Here is a 19,758-nt window from a genome sequence, read left to right on the forward strand (position 1 = left end):
CCCGGCCATGACGCCCTGTCGCACGTGGGAAGAGGCGAGGAAAGCCTACTGCTTCTGCAACTTCGTCAGCGTGCCCGTGCCGTTATTGTCGGTCGCAGAGTAGCTCACCCTGTCGCCGGCGTGGACGGCATCGAGCATCGCGGCATCCTTGGCCTTGTACTCCTGGAGCGCGCCGGCGCCGCCTGCGCTGCCGCCGACTGTGCCCTTCTGTGTCTGCTGGATCGAAATCGTGCTGTTGAGCCGATCGATCCGGGTGACCATTCCGGTCAGATCGTCAGCGAATGCGCTGCTTGCGAGCATGCTGATGGCCGCAGCGCCTGCGAGGATGAATTTCGTGGTTCCCATCGAGGCCTCCCGATGCCTTGGATTACCCTTCGACAAGACATCCTAGATCGATTTGGTTCCGGCATATAGCGCGGCGACAGGTTAATGATCGCAATGGTGGCGCGGGAACCTGCCGCAAGCGGTCAGTGAGGCTGACGCTATTCCATTTCCTGCTGGATCACGCGTCCGAGCGCAAACAGCCGCTGGTCGATTGTGGTGGGAACCTCGCAAACGAACCGCACCACCTTGTAGCGGTCCTCGAAAATGCGAGTCTTCCAGATCAGCTCGTTGCTGAGCGCATCGACCTTAGCCTCGTCGCGCGGCGTGGCGCCCTGGAGCGCCTGGAGCTGGACACTCTCCTCGCGGATCTTGTCGGCGGCTTCGCGCTGCTTGCGGCTGACGCGTTCCAGCCCGCTCATGACCTGCGAGCGCTGGGCGTTGAGCGTGTCGAAGAGGCCTGCGAACAGCAGTTTCGCATTCGCGGTCTTATCGGCCGCGGAGCCCGCCAAGAACTCCTTCACCAGCTTCTCGGCCTCGTCCAGCGGCGTCTTGCGTGCCGACAGTTTGGCCACCAGCGCGCTGACTTTGGCGTCCTCCTTCCACTTGTTCTGCACGTCGTCGAGCGAAGGACCAGCCCATACCGCGGCGAGCGAAATATCCGGCACTTTGGCCTGCGTGCAGGGCCAATCCGGATAGCGCGGATCGGCCGCGCGTGCCGCCGTGCTCGCGGCTGCGAGCATCAGAGCGGCCATGGCCAGCACCCGAACCGTCATCCTTCGCCTCCCGCAGGGCCCCGTCGCGCCAGCCCGCGCGAGGGATCATAGGCATAGATCGCGCCGATCATGAAGACGATTGTGCAGGTCGCGACCACCGCCAGCGAGATCCAGTTGATCTGTCCGTACAGCGCGAAGCGGATCAGCTCGACCGCATGGGTGAACGGATTGGCCTCGCAGACATAGTAGAGATAGGGGCTGCCTTCCTGCACCCGCCAGAGCGGGTAGAGTGCCGATGAAGCGAAGAACATCGGGAAAATGACAAAATTCATCACGCCGGCAAAGTTCTCCAGCTGCTTGATGCCGGAGGAGATCAGCATGCCGAGCGAGCCCAGCATCAATCCGGACAGGATCAGTGCCGGCAGCACGGTGAGATAGCCTGATAGAGGAGGGGTGATGTCCCAGAACCAGGCGATGAGCAGGAACGCGTAGACCTGGAGCAGCGACACCGCGGTGCCCGCGAGCAGCTTGCAGAACAACAGGTAGCCGCGCGGCAGCGGGCTTACCAGCAGCGTGCGCATGTTCCCCATCTCGCGGTCATAGACCATCGAGAGCGAGGACTGCATGCCGTTGAAGAGCTGGATCATGGCCATCAGCCCGGGCGCGATGAAGACCTCGTAGAGGATGTAGGTCTCGTAAGGCGGGATGATGGAGATGCCGAGCACCTGGCGGAATCCGGCGGCGAAGATGAACAGCCAGACCAGCGGCCGCACCAGCGCCGAGACGAAACGCTCGCGCTGGTGCAGGAAGCGCAGTCCCTCGCGCCAGACGATGCCCGTGAGGCAGGTCATGTATTCGGCGGCCGAGAAGCCGCGCGGCGCCTCGCGGGTGGTGATGCTGCTCATGCGCCGCCGCCCGGCAGGGACTGCGCGCCGGTCAGGCGCATGAAGGCGGTGTTGACGTCCTGCGCGCCGGCTTCCGCGACGACGCGGCTCATCGGCCCCTGCGCCAGCACCTTGCCCTGGTGCAGCACCACGAGATCGTCACCGGCCATGATTTCGTCGAACAGATGCGTGGCCCAGAGCACGCCGATGCCTTGCTCGCTCACGAGCTGGCGCACATGGCTGATGATGTCGGCGCGCGCCTTGACGTCGAGGCCGACGGTGGGCTCGTCCAGCAATAGCAGGCGCGGCCGGTGCAACAGCGCCCGGGCGATCTCCAGCCGCCGCATCTGCCCGCCCGAGAGATCGCGCACCTTGCTGCCGGCGCGCTCGGTCAGCCCGATGCGGTCGAGCAGCTCGGCGGCTCGCGCGCGGGCCTCGCGGCGGCTGATACCGTGGAGTGCGGCGTGATAGAGCAGGTTCTGCGTCAGCGACAGATCGAGATCGAGCGTGCGCGGCTGGAACACGACGCCGAGCAACCGCAGCGCTTCGCCGGGGCTTGTGCCGACATCATGGCCGAAAATGCCGACGCGGCCGGATTGGATGCCGAACAACCGCGTGATCAGCGAGAACAGCGTGCTCTTGCCTGCGCCGTTGAGGCCGAGCAGGGCCGTGAAGCTCGCGGGCTGTACGTTGAAGGACACGTCCATCAGCGCGCGGCGCGGGCCATAGGCGTGGCTGACGCTGTCGATCGACAGCGCGGGCACGGCCGCCGGATCGGGCCTTGGTGTTTCGCGTTGTTCGGCGATGGGAGCAGGGCTGGTCATGGCGCGATCGTGATACCCCAGGGTAGTTCGCCGACCTGAATGGTCTTGATCACCTTTTGCGCGGCTACGTCGATGACGGAGACGTCATTCGACACGCCATTGGTGGTGAGCAGAAATTTCTCGTCCGGCGTGAATGCCATGTGCCAGACCCGTTGTCCGACCAGCAGATATTTCGTCACCTTGCGCGTTGCGACGTCGACCACGGCGATGCGGTTGGCGGGTCCGAGCGCGATGAAAGCGGTCTTGTCGTCCCGGGTCATGCCGATGCCAACAGGCTGGATCGCCTCTTTCCTCAACCCCGGGATCTCGAAATTGATCTTGCCGGTCACCTCGTGTTTGCCGGGATCGATGATCGAGACGGTGCCGCCGATCTCCGAGGACACCCACAATTCGGAAGCGTCGTGCTTGAATTCGGCAAAGCGCGGCCGCGCGTCGACCAGCACGTTGGCGACGATCTGGCGCGACGACGTGTCGATGAAATGCGCCATGTTGGTGGTCTCGGACGTGTTGATCAGCGTCTTGCCGTCCGGGCTGATGGTCATGCCCTCGGGCTCGACGCCGACCTGGATGTCGCCAAGGCGGGCGCGCTTCTCGAGGTCGATCACGGTCACCGTGTTGTCGTTCTCGTTGGCGACATAGAGGATCTTGCCGGCGGCATCCTGGGCGAACAATTCCGGGTCGGGCCCGGAGGGCAGGCTGTCCACCACGCTTTGCGTCTTGGCGTCGATCATCTGGATGGTGTCGTCGTCGCCGACCGCGACCATCACGAACTTGCCGTCGCGCGTGAAGTCGATGCCGCGCGGGCGCTGGCCGACCTTGATGGTCTTGGTGACCGTCCAGCTCTCGGTGTCGATCACCGACACCGTGTTGCTCTTCTCGTTCGAGACATAGGCGATGAACGCATGCGCGGGCGCCGCCGCCAGCGTCAGTCCGGACAGCAACCCAACACGCCACGCGCGCAACGTCCAAGTCCTCACTTTAATGTCCTCACTTCAGCTTGCATTTGCTCTCCGGGCGGTCATAGCCGAGCGTGTCGAGCTCGGAGACCTGATGCAGGAAACCTTCCTGCGGCGACACCGACACCACCATGCGGCCGTCGACCAGCAGGATCGGCTGGCGCAGCTGCAGGTTCCAATCGCGCAAGGTCAGCTTTGTCCCCTTGAAGGCGGCGACCGAGAACTCCGGGCCCTTGATGAAATCGGTGACCTTCTTGATGTCGCCGGAATTGGTGCGCGAGGTGGCCTCTCCGATCATGCGTACGGCCGTCCAGGCCTGCATGTCGAGCGCGGTCATCCGCCGTGCGTTCAGCTTGACGAAGCGGTTCTGCATCTGGATCGCGCCCCATTGATCCTGCGCGGCGTCCCAACTCCGCGGCACCAGGCCGGCCGAGCCCGCGACGGGCCGCGGATCCCAGGTGCGATAGGGCAAATAGGCGCCGAACACCTCGCTTTCGTCGGCGGCGACCAGCACGTCGTAGGCCGGTGCCTGCTGCGTGAACACCGGCATCTGGCGCTGGATCAGCGTCACGCCCGAGTCGGTGCGGCGCGCGCCGCCTTTGTCTTCGAAGCTGCGCTCCTGCACGATCTTGGCGCCGAACCGCGCCGCGGTGCGCCGGAGCGCATCGGCGAACAGTCTGTCCTCGTCATGCGAGCCGACCACGAGCAGCCAGCGCTTCCACTGCTTCCACACCAGATACTGACCGAGCGCGTCCGCCAGCATTGCGCGCGTCGGCGCGGTGTGGATGACGTTGGCACGGCAATCGGCCTCGCGCAGTCGCTCGTCGATCGCGCCGGCGTTAAACAGCAGCGTGCCGCGCTCGCGCAGGGCGTCGGCGACTTTCAGCAGCGCGTCGGCCGGCAGGTCGGCGATGATGAAGCCGTTGCGTGTGGCGAGATCGGTCGCGGCCTGCACGGCGTCCTCGCCCTCCTTGATCCGGCGCTCCTCGAGCGCAAAACGCTGGTTGAGGAATTTGCCGGTGGTGTTGTTGTCCTCGATGGCGAGGCGTGCGCCGGCGACCCCATCATTCTCTGCGGGCTGCTCGACCAGCGACAGCGTCGATCTGGCGCCGGCGATTCCGAGATAGCCGACGCCGATCATGACAGGGTCGGCCGCGAGCGCGCTCGTCGCAGCAAGTCCCAAGCCGATCAGGCCGACCAACCATCGGATCATGTTTCCTCCGCACAACTCCCCGGCTTGACCGCCGATGGAGAATTGTCTCATGCTAAAGCATGACCGATTTGTCAGGGCATGCAACCCCGCATTTCGTCCTCGCGCGCGTGAGGCCGGGAATCACGATCATGCGAGCGCTGATGTGTTTCGCCGCTTTGCTGTTGACGGGCTCGGTCGCATTCGCCGATCCGCCGAAACTCGCGGTGTTCGATTTCGAACTGATCGACACCAGCCTGCCCGGAGAGTTCTATGGCTCCAAGCCGGAGGAAGCGAGGCTCGACCTCATCAGCGAGCAGTTGCGCAAGGCACTGGTTGAGTCAGGCAGGTTCCAGCTGCTCGATATCGCGCCGATCCGGGACGCGGCCCGACACAGCAATTTGCAGGCCTGCGGCAATTGCGATCTCCAGCTTGCCGGGCAGTTGGGTGCCGACCTCGAGATCACCGGCATGGTGCAGAAGGTCTCGAACCTGATCATCAATCTGAACATCTACCTGCGAGACGTGAAGACCGGCAACATGATCACGGCCGCCAGCGCCGACATGCGCGGCAACACGGATGAATCCTGGACGCGCACGATGAGCTATCTGATCCGCAACCGGTTGCTGGCACCGAATTACGGCAAGCCGGAGTAGGTTCTTCCAAGAGAGAAGAAGAAGCCATTACCCCTTCAATCTCTCCGCATGCCAGTGCAGATGGTCGCCCATGAAGGTCGAGATGAAATAATAGCTGTGGTCGTAGCCCGCCTGCCGTCGCAGCGTCAGCGGGATGTTGGCCTTGGCACAGGCCGCCTGCAGCAATTCAGGACGAAGCTGCTCCTTCAGGAAATTATCGGCCTCGCCGACGTCGACGAGGAAGCCCGAAAACTTCGCGCCGTCCTCGATCAGCGCCACCGTGTCGTGGCTGCGCCAGGTATCCTTGTTCGGTCCGAGATAGCCGGTCAGCGCCTTGATGCCCCAGGGCACGAGCGATGGCGCCACGATCGGCGCAAAGGCGCTGGCCGCGCGAAAACGATGTGGGTTGCGCAGCGCGACCGTCAGCGCGCCATGGCCGCCCATCGAATGGCCCATCACCGATTGGCGCTTCGCATCGGCGGGAAAATTCTCCGCCACGAGTTTCGGCAGCTCGTCGGTGACGTAGCTCCACATGCGATAATTGCGTGAAAACGGCGCTTCCGTCGCGTCGACATAGAAGCCGGCGCCAAGGCCGAAATCATAGGCATTGTTGGCATCGCCCGGTACGTCGGGGCCGCGCGGGCTGGTGTCCGGCGCGACGAAGATCAAGCCGAGCTCGGCGCAGGCTTTGCGGAATTCGCCCTTCTCGGTGACGTTGGCGTGCGTGCAGGTGAGGCCGGAGAGATACCAGACCACGGGCAGCTTGGCGCCCTGCGCGTGCGGGGGAACATAGACCGAGAACACCATGTCGGTTCCGGTCGCCTGGCTGGCATGGCGATACACGCCCTGCACGCCGCCATAGGATGTATTGGTCGAGACAGTCTGGATCGTCATGCCATTTGCTCCGTGGCATCAAACCACATCAGGATTGCAACGCTTGTGTGACCGAATTCGGGGCCGCCGTCAGGCCACGCCGCTGTCGATCGCCAGCCGCACCAGCTCGACAGAGGTTTTGACCCCGAGCTTCTGGCGCATGATGGACGAGGTGTTGGCGACAGTCTTGTAGGACGACTGCACCAGCCAGGCGATCTCGGAAAGGCTCTTTCCGGCGCTGAGCAACCGCAAAATCTCCATCTCGCGCGCGTTCAGCTTCGACAGCGGGCTTTGCGCCAGCGCGGGCCCCGCAAAGGCGATGCTGCGCGCGATCGCGCTCGGCAGATAGGTGCCGCCGCCGCCGACGGTGCGGATCGCCTCGACGAGATCGTCGGGATCACCGGTCTTGGAGACGTAGCCCTTGGCGCCGCACTCGATTGCGCGCGCGGCGAAAGCAGGGTCGTCGTTCATGCTGAACATGATGATCCGGGCCTCGGGCGCGCGCTCGAGGATGCGGCGCGCGAGCTCGAAGCCGGACACGGTCGGCAGGTTGATGTCGATGATCGAAAGGTCGGGGCGCTCGACGATGAAGACGCACTCGCCGTCTTCGGCGTCGGCGGCTTCCAAAATCTCGATCTCGCCCTCGTCGGCCAGCACGGCACGGCAGCCGGAGGCGACGATGGGATGATCGTCGACGATCAAAATGCGCATAGGCGTTCCTCGCGACAGCGTCTTGGCCTGTTTCGCGCCCGGCCGGGATTGCTGTACGCTTTCGATTAGATATCGGGCGCTTCGCCTCTGTCAACGTCATCGGACAGGCGCAGGCCAATCCTCCGCAAGGGTACGGGCGAGACCAATGTGGCAAAATCTATCCTTGCGCGGGCGCATCAACCTGCTGCTGGCGCTGCTGCTGGCGCTGGGGCTCGCCGTCAATATCGGCCGCCAGGTCGCGGAAGCCGGGCCCCGCGTGCAGGCCGAGGACCAGAGCGTGATCCGGCTCGCGCGCGAGTTCATCGAAATGATCGTGGCGGACCTCAACGAGGCTCCCGATCCGGATGCCAGGCTGAACCAGATCGCACGCGACCTTAGCCGCCTGCGCCATGTCAGCATCGCGCTGCGGGACGAAGCCGGCAGTCCGCTGACGCAGCCCCGGACCGACGCCGATGACGACACCCGCGCGCCGCCGGCCTGGTTTGTCAGCCTCGTTCATCCCGAGCAGACGGCGGTGAGCGTACCCGTCTCGATCCATGGCAAGCCGGGTTCACTGCTGATCACCTCCCATCCCGATGACGAGATCGCCGAGATCTGGGACGCCATCGTGACCCAGCTCGAGGTCGGCTCGGCGATCGCGCTGGCGCTGTTCCTGGTGATGATGAATGTGGTCGGCCGGGCACTGGCGCCGCTCCAGTCCCTGGCGGATGTGATGGCCGAGCTCGAAGACGGCCGCTATCAGGCGCGCGTCGCGCCGGGCGGCGCACCGGAGCTCGCCGCGATCTGCAGCAAGCTCAACCATCTTGCGGCGACGCTCAGTGACGCCATCGAGGACAAGCGGCGCCTCGCCGAGCGAACGGTGTCGCTCCAGGATGTCGAGCGCAAGGAGATCGCGCGCGAGCTCCATGACGAGTTCGGGCCATATCTGTTTTCGCTACGCGCGCATGCCAGCGCGCTGGCGAAGCAGGCGGACGGACGCGCCCCGAGTGCGGAGGCCGTGCGAAAACACGGCAGTGCCATGCTGGAGCAGATCAACGCGCTTCAGCAGTTCAATCGCCGCGTGCTGGAGCGTCTCCGGCCCGTCGGCCTTGCCGAGCTCGGCCTGCGCCAGGCACTGGAATCGCTGTCGCGGCTGTGGCGGGAATCGCATCCCGATGTGGCCATCGAGACCGTGATCTCGCCGGCGCTTGGCGTCACGGGGGAGACCGCCGACCTCACCATCTACCGCATCGTGCAGGAGGCGCTCACCAACGTGTTCCGCCACGCCGGCGCGACCTCGGTCAACGTCGTCATCGAGCCGGTGGCGCAGGCGGCAAGCGACGGCCGCGGCTGTGCCCGGGTGCGGGTCAGCGACAATGGCCGCGGCATGGAGCCGGGCCAGAAGCTCGGCTTCGGGCTCGTGGGCATGCGCGAGCGGATCCTGGCGTTGGGCGGCACGCTCAACGTCGTGTCCGGCGATGGCGGTCTGACCGTCGAGGCACTGGTTCCGACGGCGGCGGCCTGATCGCGTCGGGAAAAATTCCCGATTTGGTCGGGAAAACGGGTGCGGATATGGTCCGACCTTTTGTGGCTGGCGCACTCATTGCCGCCGATTACACTCGTCTCAACCAACCGGCGAAGATTAAAACAGCTGGCGGTTACGGATGGGAAGGCAGGGGATGGGCAAGGCTCATTGGTTCAAGGCTATTTGGTTCAAGCGTCGTTTGTTGATGGCCTCGGTTTCGGCCGGGGTGGTCTGTGTCTTCGCGATCCCCGCGGGGGCTGCACCGGACGAGGAAACGAACGTCCAGAACCTACCGCCGGTCGAAGTGACGGCGCCGCCGCCGTCAACGGCGCGGCGCACCGCGTCATCGCGTCCGGTCGCGCACATCGGGGCGCCGTCATCCGCCAGCCCCAAGACGCGCCTCTACGTCTACCCGACCGCACCGGGTACCGGCAGAGGTCTTGACGTCGACAAGGTCCCGTCGGCGATCAACGCCGTCGACGCCAGCCAGATCAAGCGCACCGGCTCGCTGAACATTACCGATGCGCTTCGCGACAACATCGCCGGCGTCAACATCAGCGAGGTCACCGGCAATCCGTTTCAGCCGGATGTCGAATTCCGCGGCTTCGTTGCATCTCCGGTGACGGGCACGCCGCAAGGCCTGGCTGTGTATCAGAACGGCGTTCGCATCAACGAGGCCTTCTCCGACGCCGTCAACTGGGACCTGATCCCGACCGCGGCGATCCGGTCGGTGACGCTCGTGACCAACAATCCCGCCTTCGGCCTCAACGCGCTGGGCGGCGCGATCAATTTGCAAATGAAGGACGGTTTCACCTACCAGGGCGCGGAGCTTGATCTCATGGGCGGCTCGTTCGGCCGTATCCAGGGCTCGGCGCAATGGGGCAAGACGGTCGACAAGAACTACGCCGTCTATGCCGCGCTCGAAGGCCTGCACGACAACGGCTTCCGCAATTTCTCCCAATCGGACGTGCGGCGCTTCTACGGCGATGTCGGCTACAAGGCCGGCGACAGCGAATTCCACGCCAACATGGGCGTCGCCAAGAACGATTTCGGCGCCAGCGCCACCGTTCCCGCCGAGCTGCTCGACAAATATTGGGGCGCGACCTACACGACACCGCAGACCACCTCCAATCGCGTCGGCTATCTCAACCTGACAGGCAAGGTCGATGCGACGCCGACCTGGACGCTCGAAGGCACTGCGCATGTGCGCAGGTACGAGCAGAAGCTGGTCGACGGCAATCCGACCGACGCGCAGGAATGCACCGATCCGGGGCTGGCCGGCCTTCTTTGCTTCGGCGACGGCGCCACACCGGCAAACGGCGTGAACGGCCTGCCGCTTGCCAATCCTTTCGCGTCCGGGACTATCCTCGGCGAGATCGACCGCAGCTCGATACGCTCGACCACCTTCGGCGTGTCGGGGCAGGCCACCAACACCGATCAATTGTTCGGCCACGACAACCGCTTCGTGATGGGCGCGACCTATGACGCCAGCGTCACGCGCTATAACGCCACCGCCGAAATCGGCACGATCGGAGAAAACTACGTCGTCAACGGCAGCGGCCTCTTCCTGGGGCCGACCGGTGCGCCGAACACCGTCGCCGGTCCCGTTTCGCTGCGGACCGTCAATCAATATAACGGCCTGTACGCGATGGACACGTTCAATATCACCGACGCCTTCGCCGTCACCGGCGGCGGCCGATTCAATGTGGCGCGCATCTCGCTGGAGGATCAGCTCGGGGCGGATCTCAACGGCGATCACACCTTCACCCGCTTCAATCCGGTGATCGGCGGCACCTACAAGATCACGCCGGAGTTGACGGCCTATGCCGGCTATTCCGAGGCCAACCGCGTTCCAACGCCGCTCGAACTCGGCTGCTCCGATCCTGCCCGTCCCTGTCTCATCGCCGCGTTCCTCGTCTCCGATCCGCCGCTGAAGCAGGTCGTGTCCAAGACCGTGGAAGCGGGCTTGCGTGGCAGCAGGGAGCTAAACATCGGCACGCTCGGCTGGAAAATCGGCGGCTTCCGCGCCACCAATTACGACGACATCGTCGCGATCCCCGTTCCCGGCCGCACCGGCTTTGGCTATTTCTCCAATGTCGGCCGCACCCGGCGGCAAGGCCTCGAGGCCGAAATCAACATCAAATCGCCGACGGTTCAATTCCAGGCGAGCTACGCTTTCGTCGACGCGGGCTTCCTCGACGCGTTGTCCATCGGCTCCAACAGCCCGTTCGCCGATGGTGACGGCAACATCCAGGTCTCGCCCGGCAACCAGCTCCCCGCCATCCCGCGCCACCGCGTCAAGGTCGGCGTCGACTATGCCGTCACCGACGTCTGGAAGGTCGGCGGCAATGCGCTGTTCGTCTCCAGCCAATATCTGGTCGGCGACGAGTCCAACCAATATGCGAAGCTGCCGTCCTACACCGTGTTCAACCTGCACACGTCCTACCAGGTGACCAAGAACTTCCAGCTCTACGGCAAGATCGACAACATCTTCGACAAGCGCTTTGCGACCTACGGACAGTTCTTCGATACCGGAGCCGTGCCCAACTTTACCAACGGCGGCGCCGAGTTCACCGACCCGCGCTCGCTCAGCCCGGCAAGGCCGCGTGCATTCTATGCGGGGATGCGGGTGACGTTCTGATCCGGCTCGCAAGCCCCCGGCGCATGTGGGATGACGAGGGGGCTCGTCTTCGCCGGCGCGGCGTGCCGGCATGGGTGTGCTCTACCTAAAGCCGATTGACTCATTGTTCATGTTTTGTTCTTATGCTGCTCGTCCAGCCAAGGGAGCGAGCCATGGACAACCGCATCAACGAAATCCGCAGGATCATCAGGGCGTTACGCGTCAGCATGCGTGAGGCCGAGGCGATCATGCATGAACAGATCAACAGGGACGAGGACTGCAGCTTCGTCGCAGGCGAAGTCATGAAGATGCGCACGGTGATGAGTGGGCTCGTTCAGGAGCGGGCCGCCCTCGGTGACGCCGACCCGATCGTCGTCGCCAGCCTCTTCGTTCCCCGCCGGCGGCCGATGCCATCGCGCGTCGGTGTCGAGAAGCGCCGCCTTGTTCCGCCGCGAGAGATGGCACGGGCATGAAGGGGGAGAGGCCGACCTACTTCTCCGATATGCCGGAGCCCCCGGAATTTCTGAAGGCTCTCCATCATGCGCGGCGCCTGTCCTGCCTCGAGGGCTGGTGCCGCATGCACATCGAGGCCATCCAGGTCGCGATCGACCAGTACGCGGAGGCAGCTCTCGGCAACCGGGAGTTCTTCCTCAACAAGCCGCACAGCATCGGCGGGAGTCGCAACACCGGCGAGGTGCCGTGACAGCGCGCTTGTCAGCTTATCCGATCTTTTGACTCCTCCGATGATCCCGCGCGCCGGCGAAGCCTGGCGTCGCGTTGTTTTTACCGATCGGAAACCATAGCGAATGATCCTAAAATTGTAACGAAACGACTTGGCTGTCTCTGCGTCGGTTTGTCGGAGGGCCCGTCCGATGACAGAGCACCAGTTGAGAGAGCAGGAATTCCAGATCGCGCGTTACCGACGTTTGGAGCGCGAAGTGACCGATCCACTTGCCGCGTGTCTGCTTCACAGCATCATCGAGGACCTGGAAGCCGAGCTGCGCAGGGATAGCCCGGATTGGCACGGGCCGCCCGATTAACGCTTTGTTAGCGCTGATCGTGTGGATGATGCGAGGGAATACCGGGGAGACTGCTCCCATGTTGAAAGACGGCACCTACGCCGCCTGGTACAAGACGCCGCTCGATCAGGGGACCGGGATCGTCCATGTCGCAGACGGACAGATCTGGGGCTGCGACAGCCTGATGACCTATCACGGCTCCTGCAAGATCGACGGAGATCGCTTCACCGCCACCGTGTCGACGAAGCGCCATACCGACGGACGCGCAACGGTGTTCGGCATCGACGATGAGCTCACGCTGGACATCGAGGGAAACTGCCCGGGCAAGGTCGCGACCTACACGGCGACGGCAGTGCAGGTGCCGGGAATGGTCCTCCAGGGTACGCTGATTCTGACGGAACAGCAGGCGCCCGCACCTGAACGAAGCCGGCAGATGCCGCCGTTCAATCCCGACAAGCTGCCAAAGTTGCCGAAGCGCTCGCGCTGATCGCGGAAGCCCGCGCGCCAGTGCGGCGGAAGGACCTCATGTCTGCTCCTGACCCAGGCAGACATTCCGGAATTGAGGTTCGCCAAGCAACGAGAACGGTCCCGCCGTTGATCATGGCAACTCCGAGCCAATTCATCCGCCGCTGGAGTGCCACCGTCATCAAGCAGATCACTGCGAATACGAAAGCTGATCTTCCGTGACGACTCGCTCGATTTTCTCCGATTTGCACTTGATGCGGTATCGGAGACGTCCATCGGCCTCGATGGGCATATGCTGGACGATGGTGTAAATCATCGGTGGCTCAGTTGCGGCACGTCCTTGCGGGCCTTGCGGCTGGTGGCGAACGTCTTCATTCAGCTTGTAGGCATACGACATATATCTACCTCGAACTTCACAGTGGCTCTGACGTGGGGTCAGTCGTTGTATCCCTGGCAGGACAGGCGCTTGGTCAAGCGGAAGAGTTACCACGGTCTCATGCGGTCAAATCGCGTCATAAGTCAGTCGTTCCCTTGCTTGACCAGTGCAGACAGACAATCGCCCAGAGCGGAGCGGCGATGGCGCACCATACGCCATATTTGCGAACTTTGGTCGTAATTTCCGAGCGGTTTAGGGCATTCTGCAAGTAAGCGGGCCAGCGTCTCGAGGGGAACTGACGCTTCCTCGCCGGATTGGGCTGGGACTTCGAATAACGGTGGGGCTGGTATTTCGGCTTTGGGGTACCTCGGCCGACGATCGCCGTGGCCCCTTTCGGACCACTTCGTCGCATTCGGCGATTCTGCATCCTCAGCCCTCGGGTCGCCCGCTTCTCAAACGACCCGCGATTCGCCATGGTGCCGCCGCAAGAGCATCGCCCCGGAGCATAATCAATGTCGGACAAGGTTTCGCGTCGCCAGTTCGCCACGCTGGCGGGACTGTCCGCAGCCGGAATCGCCAATCCTCTTGAGGTCGCGGACGCCAAGCCCGCATCGCCGCCGCGGAGCGTGGACGGCTTTCCGACGGGCTTCGTTTGGGGCACGGCGACCTCGTCCTATCAGATCGAGGGCGCGGTCAACGAGGACGGGCGAGGGGCCTCGATCTGGGACAAGTTCGTCCGCATCCCCGGCAAGATCGAGGACGGTACTACCGGCGACCGCGCCAACGAGCACTATCACCGCTACAAAGAGGACATCGCGCTCATCAGGGAGCTCGGCTGCAAGGCCTATCGCTTCTCGGTGGCCTGGCCGCGGCTGTTTCCGGACGGCGACGGCAAGCCGAACCCGAAGGGGCTCGACTTCTACAACCGTCTGATCGATGAGCTCCTCAAGAACGGCATCGAGCCGTGGCTGACGCTTTATCATTGGGACCTGCCGCAATCGCTCCAGGACCGGTTTGGCGGCTGGCGCTCGACGGAGACCTGCAAGATCTTCGGCGACTACGCGGCCTATGTCGCCGAGCATCTGACTGATCGCGTCAAAAACGTGTTCACACTGAACGAGAGCGGCCGCTTCGTCTATTTCGGCTACGGCATCGGCATCGACGCGCCGGGCGTGACGCTGCCGCAAGCCGAGGTCAACCAGATCAGGCACAACAGCGCGCTCGCGCACGGGCTTGCGGTCCAGGCGGTACGCGCCCATGGCCGCCGCGGCACCAGGGTGGGGCCGGCCGAAAACATCGATGCCTGCGCCCCCGCGATCGACACGCCCGAGAACGTCCGCGCCGCCGAGATCGCGCTGCGCGAGATGAACGCCGGCTACCTCAACGTCATCATGACGGGCCAGTACACCGACGCCTTCCTGAAGTTCGCCGGGCGCGACGCGCCGAAATACACCGATGCGGAGCTGAAGATCATCTCTTCGCCGGTCGATTTCCTCGGCCTCAACATCTACGCGCCGCAGAACTACGTGGTGGCGTCCGACCAGGGCGCGGGCTTCATGCCGCTGCCGATCCCGAAATCGTTCCCGCACATGAATTCGGACTGGCTGCGCGTCGGTCCCGAGACGATCTACTGGGTGCCGAAGCTGGCGGCGAAGATCTGGAAGACGGATGCGATCTATATCAGCGAGAACGGCACCTCCGGCGAAGACGTCGTGACGCCCGACGGCAAGATATACGACACCGATCGCATCATGTATTTGCGCAACTACCTCGCCCAGCTCCAGCGTGCCACCGCCGAAGGCGTACCGGTGCGCGGCTACTTCCTCTGGAGCCTGATGGACAATTTTGAATGGGTGTTCGGGCTCAACAAGCGCTTTGGGCTCTACCACGTCAATTTCGACACGCAGGTGCGTACGCCGAAACTCAGCGCCAGTTTCTACCGCAACGCGATCGCGAAGAACGCTGCGGGGGTGTGATTGCTCTGTCTCGCCCCGTTCTTGCAGAGGCGCGACGAGCTTGGCTCGCGCTGAGGGGACAGGGTGAGGGGTTCCGCCAGCGCGCATTGACTCCCTTCGCCGCCTGATTCAAAACGCCTCTAACCATTCAAAAAGAGGATAACGCCAATGACCGACGCACTTATCATCGATGCCTGCCGGACCCCGCGGGGCGTGGGCAAGGCCGGCAAGGGGGCGCTCTCGGGCATTCATCCGCAGCAGCTGGGAGCAACCGTGCTGCGTGCGCTCGCGACGCGCACCGGCATCGACACCGCCGACGTCGACGACATCATCTGGGGCTGCAGCGCACAGGTCGCAACGCAAGGCGGCGATCTTGGCCGCATGTCGGCGCTGGACGCCGGCTACGACGTGCGCGCCAGTGCCGTGACGCTCGACCGCTTCTGCGGCTCCGGCATCACCAGCGTCAACATGGCCGCAAGCTCGATCATGGCGGGCGCGGAAGACCTCGTCGTCGCCGGCGGCTGCGAGATGATGTCAATGGAAGGACGCCGCGGCGGCGGCCCGATGATGATGGACAACGGCAATCTGCGCCTGCGTGCGCAGCACCCGCAGTCGCATCAGGGCGTCTGCGCCGACGCGATCGCGACGCTGGAAGGCATCACGCGAAGGGACGTCGACGCGCTCGGCCTCGAAAGCCAGAAGCGTGCCGCGCATGCGATCGCGAACGGCCACTTCAAGAAGAGCCTCGTGCCGGTGCATCGCGAGGACGGCAGCCTCGCGCTCGACCATGAAGAATATCCGCGGCCGCAGACCACGATGGAAGGGCTGAGCGCATTGAAGCCCGCATTCCCCGCGGTCGCCGACCATGCGCTCGACGACAAGGGCACGACCTATCGCGGCCTCATCCTGCAGAAGTACCCCGACCTCGAAATCGACTTCATGCACCACGCCGGCAATTCGTCCGGCGTCGTCGACGGCGCCGCCGCGATCCTTCTGGCTTCGCCCGCTTACGCCAGGGCGCACGGCCTGAAGCCGCGCGCCCGCGTCGTTGCGATGGCCAACATGGGGGACTCGCCGACGCTGATGCTGAACGCGCCGGTGCCGGCGACGCGCAAGGTGTTGGCGAAGGCCGGGCTGACCATCGACGACATTGACCTGTTCGAGATCAACGAGGCCTTTGCCGTGGTTGCGGAAAAATACATCCGCGACCTCAAGCTCGACCGCGCCAAGGTCAACGTCAATGGCGGCTCGATCGCGCTCGGCCATCCCATCGGCGCCACCGGCTCGATCCTGATCGGCACCCTGCTCGACGAGCTCGAACGGCGCGACTTGAAGCGCGGTCTCGTCACCATGTGCGCGGCCGGTGGCATGGCCCCGGCCGTCATCATCGAGCGCATCTAGCGCGAGCGAAGCTCGTCGCGCTCCTTAGAAATAAGCGAGAGAAAGTACCCGCGATCGCCGCATCACGACGATCTAGCCTTATTTTCCGGGGTGAATCGCGGCCGGCCTTTCACAAAGAGGCCGGTCGTCGCTTGTCGAAAGCATCGAATCAGCTTTAGCAAGGCTGCGTGCGGGCCTTTGAAACAAGGTAAAATCCGCTGCCTGAGGCCTCTCCCGCTCCGGAAGTGGCTAAAAAGCAGGGTTTTTTGCCACAGAGGGCCAAAAAAGCCCGTAAAACCCCGACAAAACTGTGCAGAAGGCTATAGGCCTTCACCGGTTGGTCTAATATGCAGCCGTCAACGAATCAGAGGAGACACGATGGCCACCCAAATGTCGAAATCGCAGCTGATCGAAAAGATCGCGACCACCACCGAGCTTTCCAAGCGTGACGTCAAGAGCGTCATGGAGACGCTGACCGACGTCGGTCACAAGGAGCTCAAGAAGAACGGCCTGTTCCTGGTGCCGGGCTTTGCCAAGTTCGTGGTCATCAAGAAGCCCGCGACCAAGGCGCGCAAGGGCACCAACCCGTTCACGGGCGAAGAGATGATGTTCAAGGCCAAGCCGGCCCGCAAGATCGTCCGCGCCCGCCCGGTCAAGGCCGCCAAGGACGCCGTGGGCTAACGACGCAAAGGCCCCCTCGAGCGAGGGGGCCTTTTGTTTGGGGCTGTCGCGAGGACTTGAGACGGAGGGCTCAACCCTTGCGGCGCTTCACCCTGACCGGGACCGGCTGAAGCCGCGGTCCTGATGCCGCCAGCGCATCGCGAACCCCGTCGATGGCGCGATCCAGCAACTGGCGCAGCCGCTGCGTTGTCCGCGCTTCCTTCGCTCTTTCCAGCAGTTTCTTCATCGCATTCACTCCGCCGCTTCGACCTTGGCCTCGGCTTGGGCATCGGCTTGGGCCTCGGCCGGCTCGAGCGCCGCGGCGATGGCTTCGTCGACGCGCTCCAGCCAGATGAATTCGAGGTTGTCCCGCGCGCTCTTGGGGATGTCGTCGTAGTCCCGCTTGTTGCGCGCCGGCAGCATCACCCGCTTCAGGCCCGCGGCCGCAGCCGCCACCACCTTCTCCTTGATGCCACCGACCGGCAGCACCAGGCCGCGCAGCGAGATCTCGCCGGTCATGGCGGTGTCGCTGCGCACCGTGCGATTGGTGAGCAGGGACGTCAGCGCCGTGAACATCGCAACGCCCGCGCTCGGCCCGTCCTTCGGGGTCGCGCCTGCGGGCACGTGAACGTGGATGTCGCTCTTTTCGAACAGCTGCGGATCGATGCCGAGCTGCGTGGCCTTGCTCTTCACCAGCGTCATCGCAGCCTGCACGCTCTCGCGCATGACCTCGCCGAGCTGGCCGGTCAGGATCATGCCGCCGCGGCCTGATACCCGCGAGGCCTCGATGAACAGGATGTCGCCGCCGACCGGTGTCCAGGCAAGGCCGGTGGCCACGCCCGGAATGCTGGTGCGCTGCGCGATCTCGCCTTCGAAGCGCGGCTGGCCGAGCACGGTGCCGATATCCTTCGGCGTCACGACGACTTTGACGGCGGTGCCCTCGGCGACCTGCACCGCGGCATGGCGGAACAGTTTGCCGATCTCGCGCTCGAGGTTACGCACGCCGGCTTCGCGGGTGTAGCCGTTGACCACCAGCTTCAGCGCCTCCGGCTCGATCTCGGCCTGCTCGGCCGTCAGGCCGTTGGCCTCGAGCTGCCGCCGCACCAGATAGCGCTTGGCGATCTCCAGCTTCTCTTCCTGGGTGTAGCCGGTGAGGCTGATCAGCTCCATGCGGTCCAGCAGCGGACCCGGGATCTGGTCCAGCATGTTGGCGGTCGCGATGAACACCACGCGCGACAGGTCGAAGGGCACGCCCAGGTAATTGTCCCGGAACGTCCCGTTCTGCTCGGGGTCGAGCACCTCCAGCATTGCGGCGGAAGGGTCGCCCTGCACGCCGCGGCCCATCTTGTCGATCTCGTCCAGCATCATGACGCAGTTGCGGGTGCCGGCCTTCTTGATGCCCTGAATGATGTTGCCGGGCAGCGCGCCGATATAGGTGCGCCGATGGCCGCGGATCTCGGCCTCGTCATGCACGCCGCCGAGGCTGACGCGCACGAAGGGGCGATCCATCGCGCGTGCGATGGATTGGCCGAGCGAGGTCTTGCCGACGCCGGGCGGTCCGACGAAGCACAGGATCGGCGCCTTGCCCTGCGGCGCCAGCTTGCGCACCGCCAGATATTCGATGATCCGGCTCTTGATCTTCTCCAGGCCAAAATGATCGGCGTCGAGGATGCGGCGCGCTTCCTTGATGTCGATCGGCTTCTCCGCGGGCAACGCCCACGGCAACTCGATCAGCCAGTCCAGGTAAGTGCGGACCATGCCGGCCTCGCCCGCGGCCTCCGGCATGCGCTCGTAGCGGCGCAGCTCCTTCTTCGCATGTGCATCGGCCTCGGGCGGCATGTTGGCCTTGGCGATGGCAGCGGTCAGCTCGGCGACCTCGGCCGCTTTGCCGTCGCCTTCGCCGAGCTGGCGCTGGATGGTCGCCATCTGCTCGCGCAGGATCGCTTCGCGCTGCCGCTCGTCGAAGCTGGCGCGGGTCTGCTGGCCGATCTCGTTGCTGATGCGCAGCACCTCCAGCCGTTCAGCCAGATGCTTCGACACCTTCTCGACACGCAGAGCGAGGTCGATGGTCTCCAGCACCTCCTGCTTGTCCTGCGGCTTGATGTCCATGAACGAGGTCGCCAGGTCCGCCAGCGCACCGGGCGCGGTGGTGCCCTGGAACATCGCGATCAGCTCGGGCGGCGCCTGCGGCAGCAGCTCGATCGCCTCGATGGCCTGGCGCTGCAGGTTCAGCCCGCGGGCCTCGATCTCGGGCGTGCTGGTGGTCGGCTCCGGAATCTGCTGGATTCGCGCGGCCGGGAACGGCGTCCCCGGCAGGAAGTCGAGGATGCGCGCACGCTGCACGCCCTGGCAGACGATATGATGGGTGCCGTCGGGCGCGGTGATGTAGCGTACGATGTTGGCGATGGTCGCGACCCGATAGAGGTCGTCCGGCCCGGGCTCCTCGGTCTCGGGGCTGCGTTGCAGGACGATGCCGACCGGCCGCTGCTCGCGTAGCGCCTGTTGCGCGGCGGCAACCGACTTCGGCCGCGCGATCGCGATCGGCGCGATGGCGCCGGGGAATAGCACCATCTCGCGCACGGGAATGATGATCAGCGCGTCTTCGGGAATCTTCACGTCGGAATTGCTCTGGGGATTGGTCGGTGCGGTATTCACTGGTTCGGTGGCCAT

21 protein-coding genes are annotated in these 19,758 nt (G+C 64.4%); 10 read left to right on the forward strand and 11 right to left on the reverse strand.

Going from position 1 to position 19,758, the window contains the following annotated elements:
* Positions 1 to 45: 45 nt before the first annotated feature.
* The 6 genes from AC0L27_RS32675 to AC0L27_RS32700 form a co-directional block, all read right to left on the reverse strand.
* Positions 46 to 345, reverse strand: coding sequence for a copper-binding protein (locus tag AC0L27_RS32675; RefSeq protein ID WP_007601401.1), 300 nt, complete (start codon positions 343 to 345; stop codon positions 46 to 48).
* Positions 346 to 482: 137 nt separating this feature from the next.
* Positions 483 to 1,097: a hypothetical protein gene (locus AC0L27_RS32680; RefSeq protein WP_473321805.1), complete on the reverse strand. Its 615-nt coding sequence runs from the start codon at positions 1,095 to 1,097 to the stop codon at positions 483 to 485.
* Positions 1,094 to 1,942, reverse strand: a complete 849-nt coding sequence (locus AC0L27_RS32685) for an ABC transporter permease (protein ID WP_007612935.1) — start codon at positions 1,940 to 1,942, stop codon at positions 1,094 to 1,096. The genes AC0L27_RS32680 and AC0L27_RS32685 overlap by 4 nt, the downstream gene beginning before the upstream one ends.
* Entirely contained in the window at positions 1,939 to 2,745 is an 807-nt protein-coding gene (locus tag AC0L27_RS32690; RefSeq protein WP_473321807.1) for an ABC transporter ATP-binding protein, read from the reverse strand. Before AC0L27_RS32690 ends, AC0L27_RS32685 begins: the two co-directional genes overlap by 4 nt.
* On the reverse strand, positions 2,742 to 3,722 hold the full coding sequence (locus AC0L27_RS32695) for a YVTN family beta-propeller repeat protein (protein WP_473306000.1): 981 nt from the start codon (positions 3,720 to 3,722) through the stop codon (positions 2,742 to 2,744). Before AC0L27_RS32695 ends, AC0L27_RS32690 begins: the two co-directional genes overlap by 4 nt.
* 10 nt (positions 3,723 to 3,732) lie before the next feature.
* Complete coding sequence (locus tag AC0L27_RS32700; RefSeq protein WP_473321808.1) at positions 3,733 to 4,914, reverse strand: ABC transporter substrate-binding protein; 1,182 nt, start codon at positions 4,912 to 4,914, stop codon at positions 3,733 to 3,735.
* A gap of 59 nt (positions 4,915 to 4,973) precedes the next feature.
* Between AC0L27_RS32700 and AC0L27_RS32705 the strand changes: the two genes are divergently transcribed.
* Positions 4,974 to 5,546: a DUF3280 domain-containing protein gene (locus tag AC0L27_RS32705; protein WP_354065591.1), complete on the forward strand. Its 573-nt coding sequence runs from the start codon at positions 4,974 to 4,976 to the stop codon at positions 5,544 to 5,546.
* Positions 5,547 to 5,573: 27 nt separating this feature from the next.
* On the opposite strand, the gene fghA is transcribed toward AC0L27_RS32705, so the two are convergent.
* Together fghA and AC0L27_RS32715 are read right to left on the reverse strand one after the other, a co-directional pair.
* On the reverse strand, positions 5,574 to 6,419 hold the full coding sequence (fghA, locus tag AC0L27_RS32710) for an S-formylglutathione hydrolase (protein ID WP_473321809.1): 846 nt from the start codon (positions 6,417 to 6,419) through the stop codon (positions 5,574 to 5,576).
* 69 nt (positions 6,420 to 6,488) lie between these two features.
* On the reverse strand, positions 6,489 to 7,109 hold the full coding sequence (locus AC0L27_RS32715) for a response regulator (protein WP_018460280.1): 621 nt from the start codon (positions 7,107 to 7,109) through the stop codon (positions 6,489 to 6,491).
* Between the two features lie 145 nt (positions 7,110 to 7,254).
* Between AC0L27_RS32715 and AC0L27_RS32720 the strand changes: the two genes are divergently transcribed.
* The 6 genes from AC0L27_RS32720 (at position 7,255) to AC0L27_RS32745 (ending at position 12,739) form a co-directional block, all read left to right on the forward strand.
* A complete protein-coding gene (locus AC0L27_RS32720) occupies positions 7,255 to 8,613 on the forward strand; it encodes a histidine kinase (RefSeq protein ID WP_473305993.1) in 1,359 nt (452 codons plus the stop codon).
* A 154-nt stretch (positions 8,614 to 8,767) separates the two neighbouring features.
* Positions 8,768 to 11,254 carry a TonB-dependent receptor gene (locus tag AC0L27_RS32725; protein WP_473321811.1) on the forward strand — a complete coding sequence of 829 codons (2,487 nt, stop codon included), beginning with the start codon at positions 8,768 to 8,770 and terminating at the stop codon, positions 11,252 to 11,254.
* A gap of 152 nt (positions 11,255 to 11,406) precedes the next feature.
* The gene (locus AC0L27_RS32730) at positions 11,407 to 11,706 is read left to right on the forward strand and encodes a hypothetical protein (RefSeq protein WP_275173176.1); all 300 of its coding nucleotides are present in this window, start codon (positions 11,407 to 11,409) and stop codon (positions 11,704 to 11,706) included.
* Entirely contained in the window at positions 11,703 to 11,936 is a 234-nt protein-coding gene (locus AC0L27_RS32735) for a hypothetical protein (protein WP_275173174.1), read from the forward strand. The genes AC0L27_RS32730 and AC0L27_RS32735 overlap by 4 nt, the downstream gene beginning before the upstream one ends.
* Positions 11,937 to 12,105: 169 nt before the next feature.
* Positions 12,106 to 12,273 (forward strand): hypothetical protein, encoded by a 168-nt coding sequence (locus AC0L27_RS32740; protein ID WP_275173173.1) that lies wholly within the window; start codon positions 12,106 to 12,108, stop codon positions 12,271 to 12,273.
* Between the two features lie 58 nt (positions 12,274 to 12,331).
* A complete protein-coding gene (locus AC0L27_RS32745) occupies positions 12,332 to 12,739 on the forward strand; it encodes a hypothetical protein (RefSeq protein ID WP_275173171.1) in 408 nt (135 codons plus the stop codon).
* Positions 12,740 to 12,907: 168 nt separating this feature from the next.
* Here the strand turns inward: AC0L27_RS32745 and AC0L27_RS32750 are convergent, their stop codons facing one another.
* The gene (locus AC0L27_RS32750) at positions 12,908 to 13,114 is read right to left on the reverse strand and encodes a hypothetical protein (RefSeq protein ID WP_007601421.1); all 207 of its coding nucleotides are present in this window, start codon (positions 13,112 to 13,114) and stop codon (positions 12,908 to 12,910) included.
* A gap of 491 nt (positions 13,115 to 13,605) precedes the next feature.
* On the opposite strand from AC0L27_RS32750, the gene AC0L27_RS32755 reads away from it, so the two are divergent.
* The 3 genes from AC0L27_RS32755 (at position 13,606) to AC0L27_RS32765 (ending at position 17,109) form a co-directional block, all read left to right on the forward strand.
* Complete coding sequence (locus AC0L27_RS32755; RefSeq protein ID WP_473321813.1) at positions 13,606 to 15,069, forward strand: GH1 family beta-glucosidase; 1,464 nt, start codon at positions 13,606 to 13,608, stop codon at positions 15,067 to 15,069.
* A 147-nt stretch (positions 15,070 to 15,216) separates the two neighbouring features.
* Entirely contained in the window at positions 15,217 to 16,449 is a 1,233-nt protein-coding gene (locus tag AC0L27_RS32760; protein WP_275173168.1) for an acetyl-CoA C-acetyltransferase, read from the forward strand.
* A gap of 357 nt (positions 16,450 to 16,806) precedes the next feature.
* Positions 16,807 to 17,109, forward strand: coding sequence for an HU family DNA-binding protein (locus tag AC0L27_RS32765; protein ID WP_007601427.1), 303 nt, complete (start codon positions 16,807 to 16,809; stop codon positions 17,107 to 17,109).
* A gap of 70 nt (positions 17,110 to 17,179) precedes the next feature.
* Here AC0L27_RS32765 and AC0L27_RS32770 read toward each other — a convergent pair whose 3' ends face one another.
* Together AC0L27_RS32770 and lon are read right to left on the reverse strand one after the other, a co-directional pair.
* Positions 17,180 to 17,335, reverse strand: coding sequence for a hypothetical protein (locus AC0L27_RS32770; protein WP_275173166.1), 156 nt, complete (start codon positions 17,333 to 17,335; stop codon positions 17,180 to 17,182).
* 5 nt (positions 17,336 to 17,340) lie between these two features.
* The gene (gene lon, locus AC0L27_RS32775; RefSeq protein WP_473321814.1) at positions 17,341 to 19,758 is read right to left on the reverse strand and encodes an endopeptidase La; all 2,418 of its coding nucleotides are present in this window, start codon (positions 19,756 to 19,758) and stop codon (positions 17,341 to 17,343) included.

It is taken from the genome of Bradyrhizobium sp. Ken51 (assembly GCF_055807435.1).

Bases quoted from the DNA above. Each gene is read 5' to 3' on its own strand.
- AC0L27_RS32675 (WP_007601401.1), bottom strand. From the start codon at position 345: ATGGGAACCACGAAATTCATCCTCGCAGGCGCTGCGGCCATCAGCATG.
- AC0L27_RS32680 (WP_473321805.1), bottom strand. From the start codon at position 1,097: ATGACGGTTCGGGTGCTGGCCATGGCCGCTCTGATGCTCGCAGCCGCG.
- AC0L27_RS32685 (WP_007612935.1), bottom strand. From the start codon at position 1,942: ATGAGCAGCATCACCACCCGCGAGGCGCCGCGCGGCTTCTCGGCCGCC.
- AC0L27_RS32690 (WP_473321807.1), bottom strand. From the start codon at position 2,745: ATGACCAGCCCTGCTCCCATCGCCGAACAACGCGAAACACCAAGGCCC.
- AC0L27_RS32700 (WP_473321808.1), bottom strand. From the start codon at position 4,914: ATGATCCGATGGTTGGTCGGCCTGATCGGCTTGGGACTTGCTGCGACG.
- AC0L27_RS32705 (WP_354065591.1), top strand. From the start codon at position 4,974: ATGACCGATTTGTCAGGGCATGCAACCCCGCATTTCGTCCTCGCGCGC.
- fghA (WP_473321809.1), bottom strand. From the start codon at position 6,419: ATGACGATCCAGACTGTCTCGACCAATACATCCTATGGCGGCGTGCAG.
- AC0L27_RS32715 (WP_018460280.1), bottom strand. From the start codon at position 7,109: ATGCGCATTTTGATCGTCGACGATCATCCCATCGTCGCCTCCGGCTGC.
- AC0L27_RS32720 (WP_473305993.1), top strand. From the start codon at position 7,255: ATGTGGCAAAATCTATCCTTGCGCGGGCGCATCAACCTGCTGCTGGCG.
- AC0L27_RS32725 (WP_473321811.1), top strand. From the start codon at position 8,768: ATGGGCAAGGCTCATTGGTTCAAGGCTATTTGGTTCAAGCGTCGTTTG.
- AC0L27_RS32730 (WP_275173176.1), top strand. From the start codon at position 11,407: ATGGACAACCGCATCAACGAAATCCGCAGGATCATCAGGGCGTTACGC.
- AC0L27_RS32735 (WP_275173174.1), top strand. From the start codon at position 11,703: ATGAAGGGGGAGAGGCCGACCTACTTCTCCGATATGCCGGAGCCCCCG.
- AC0L27_RS32740 (WP_275173173.1), top strand. From the start codon at position 12,106: ATGACAGAGCACCAGTTGAGAGAGCAGGAATTCCAGATCGCGCGTTAC.
- AC0L27_RS32745 (WP_275173171.1), top strand. From the start codon at position 12,332: ATGTTGAAAGACGGCACCTACGCCGCCTGGTACAAGACGCCGCTCGAT.
- AC0L27_RS32750 (WP_007601421.1), bottom strand. From the start codon at position 13,114: ATGTCGTATGCCTACAAGCTGAATGAAGACGTTCGCCACCAGCCGCAA.
- AC0L27_RS32755 (WP_473321813.1), top strand. From the start codon at position 13,606: ATGTCGGACAAGGTTTCGCGTCGCCAGTTCGCCACGCTGGCGGGACTG.
- AC0L27_RS32760 (WP_275173168.1), top strand. From the start codon at position 15,217: ATGACCGACGCACTTATCATCGATGCCTGCCGGACCCCGCGGGGCGTG.
- AC0L27_RS32765 (WP_007601427.1), top strand. From the start codon at position 16,807: ATGGCCACCCAAATGTCGAAATCGCAGCTGATCGAAAAGATCGCGACC.
- AC0L27_RS32770 (WP_275173166.1), bottom strand. From the start codon at position 17,335: ATGAAGAAACTGCTGGAAAGAGCGAAGGAAGCGCGGACAACGCAGCGG.
- lon (WP_473321814.1), bottom strand. From the start codon at position 19,758: ATGGCCACCGAACCAGTGAATACCGCACCGACCAATCCCCAGAGCAAT.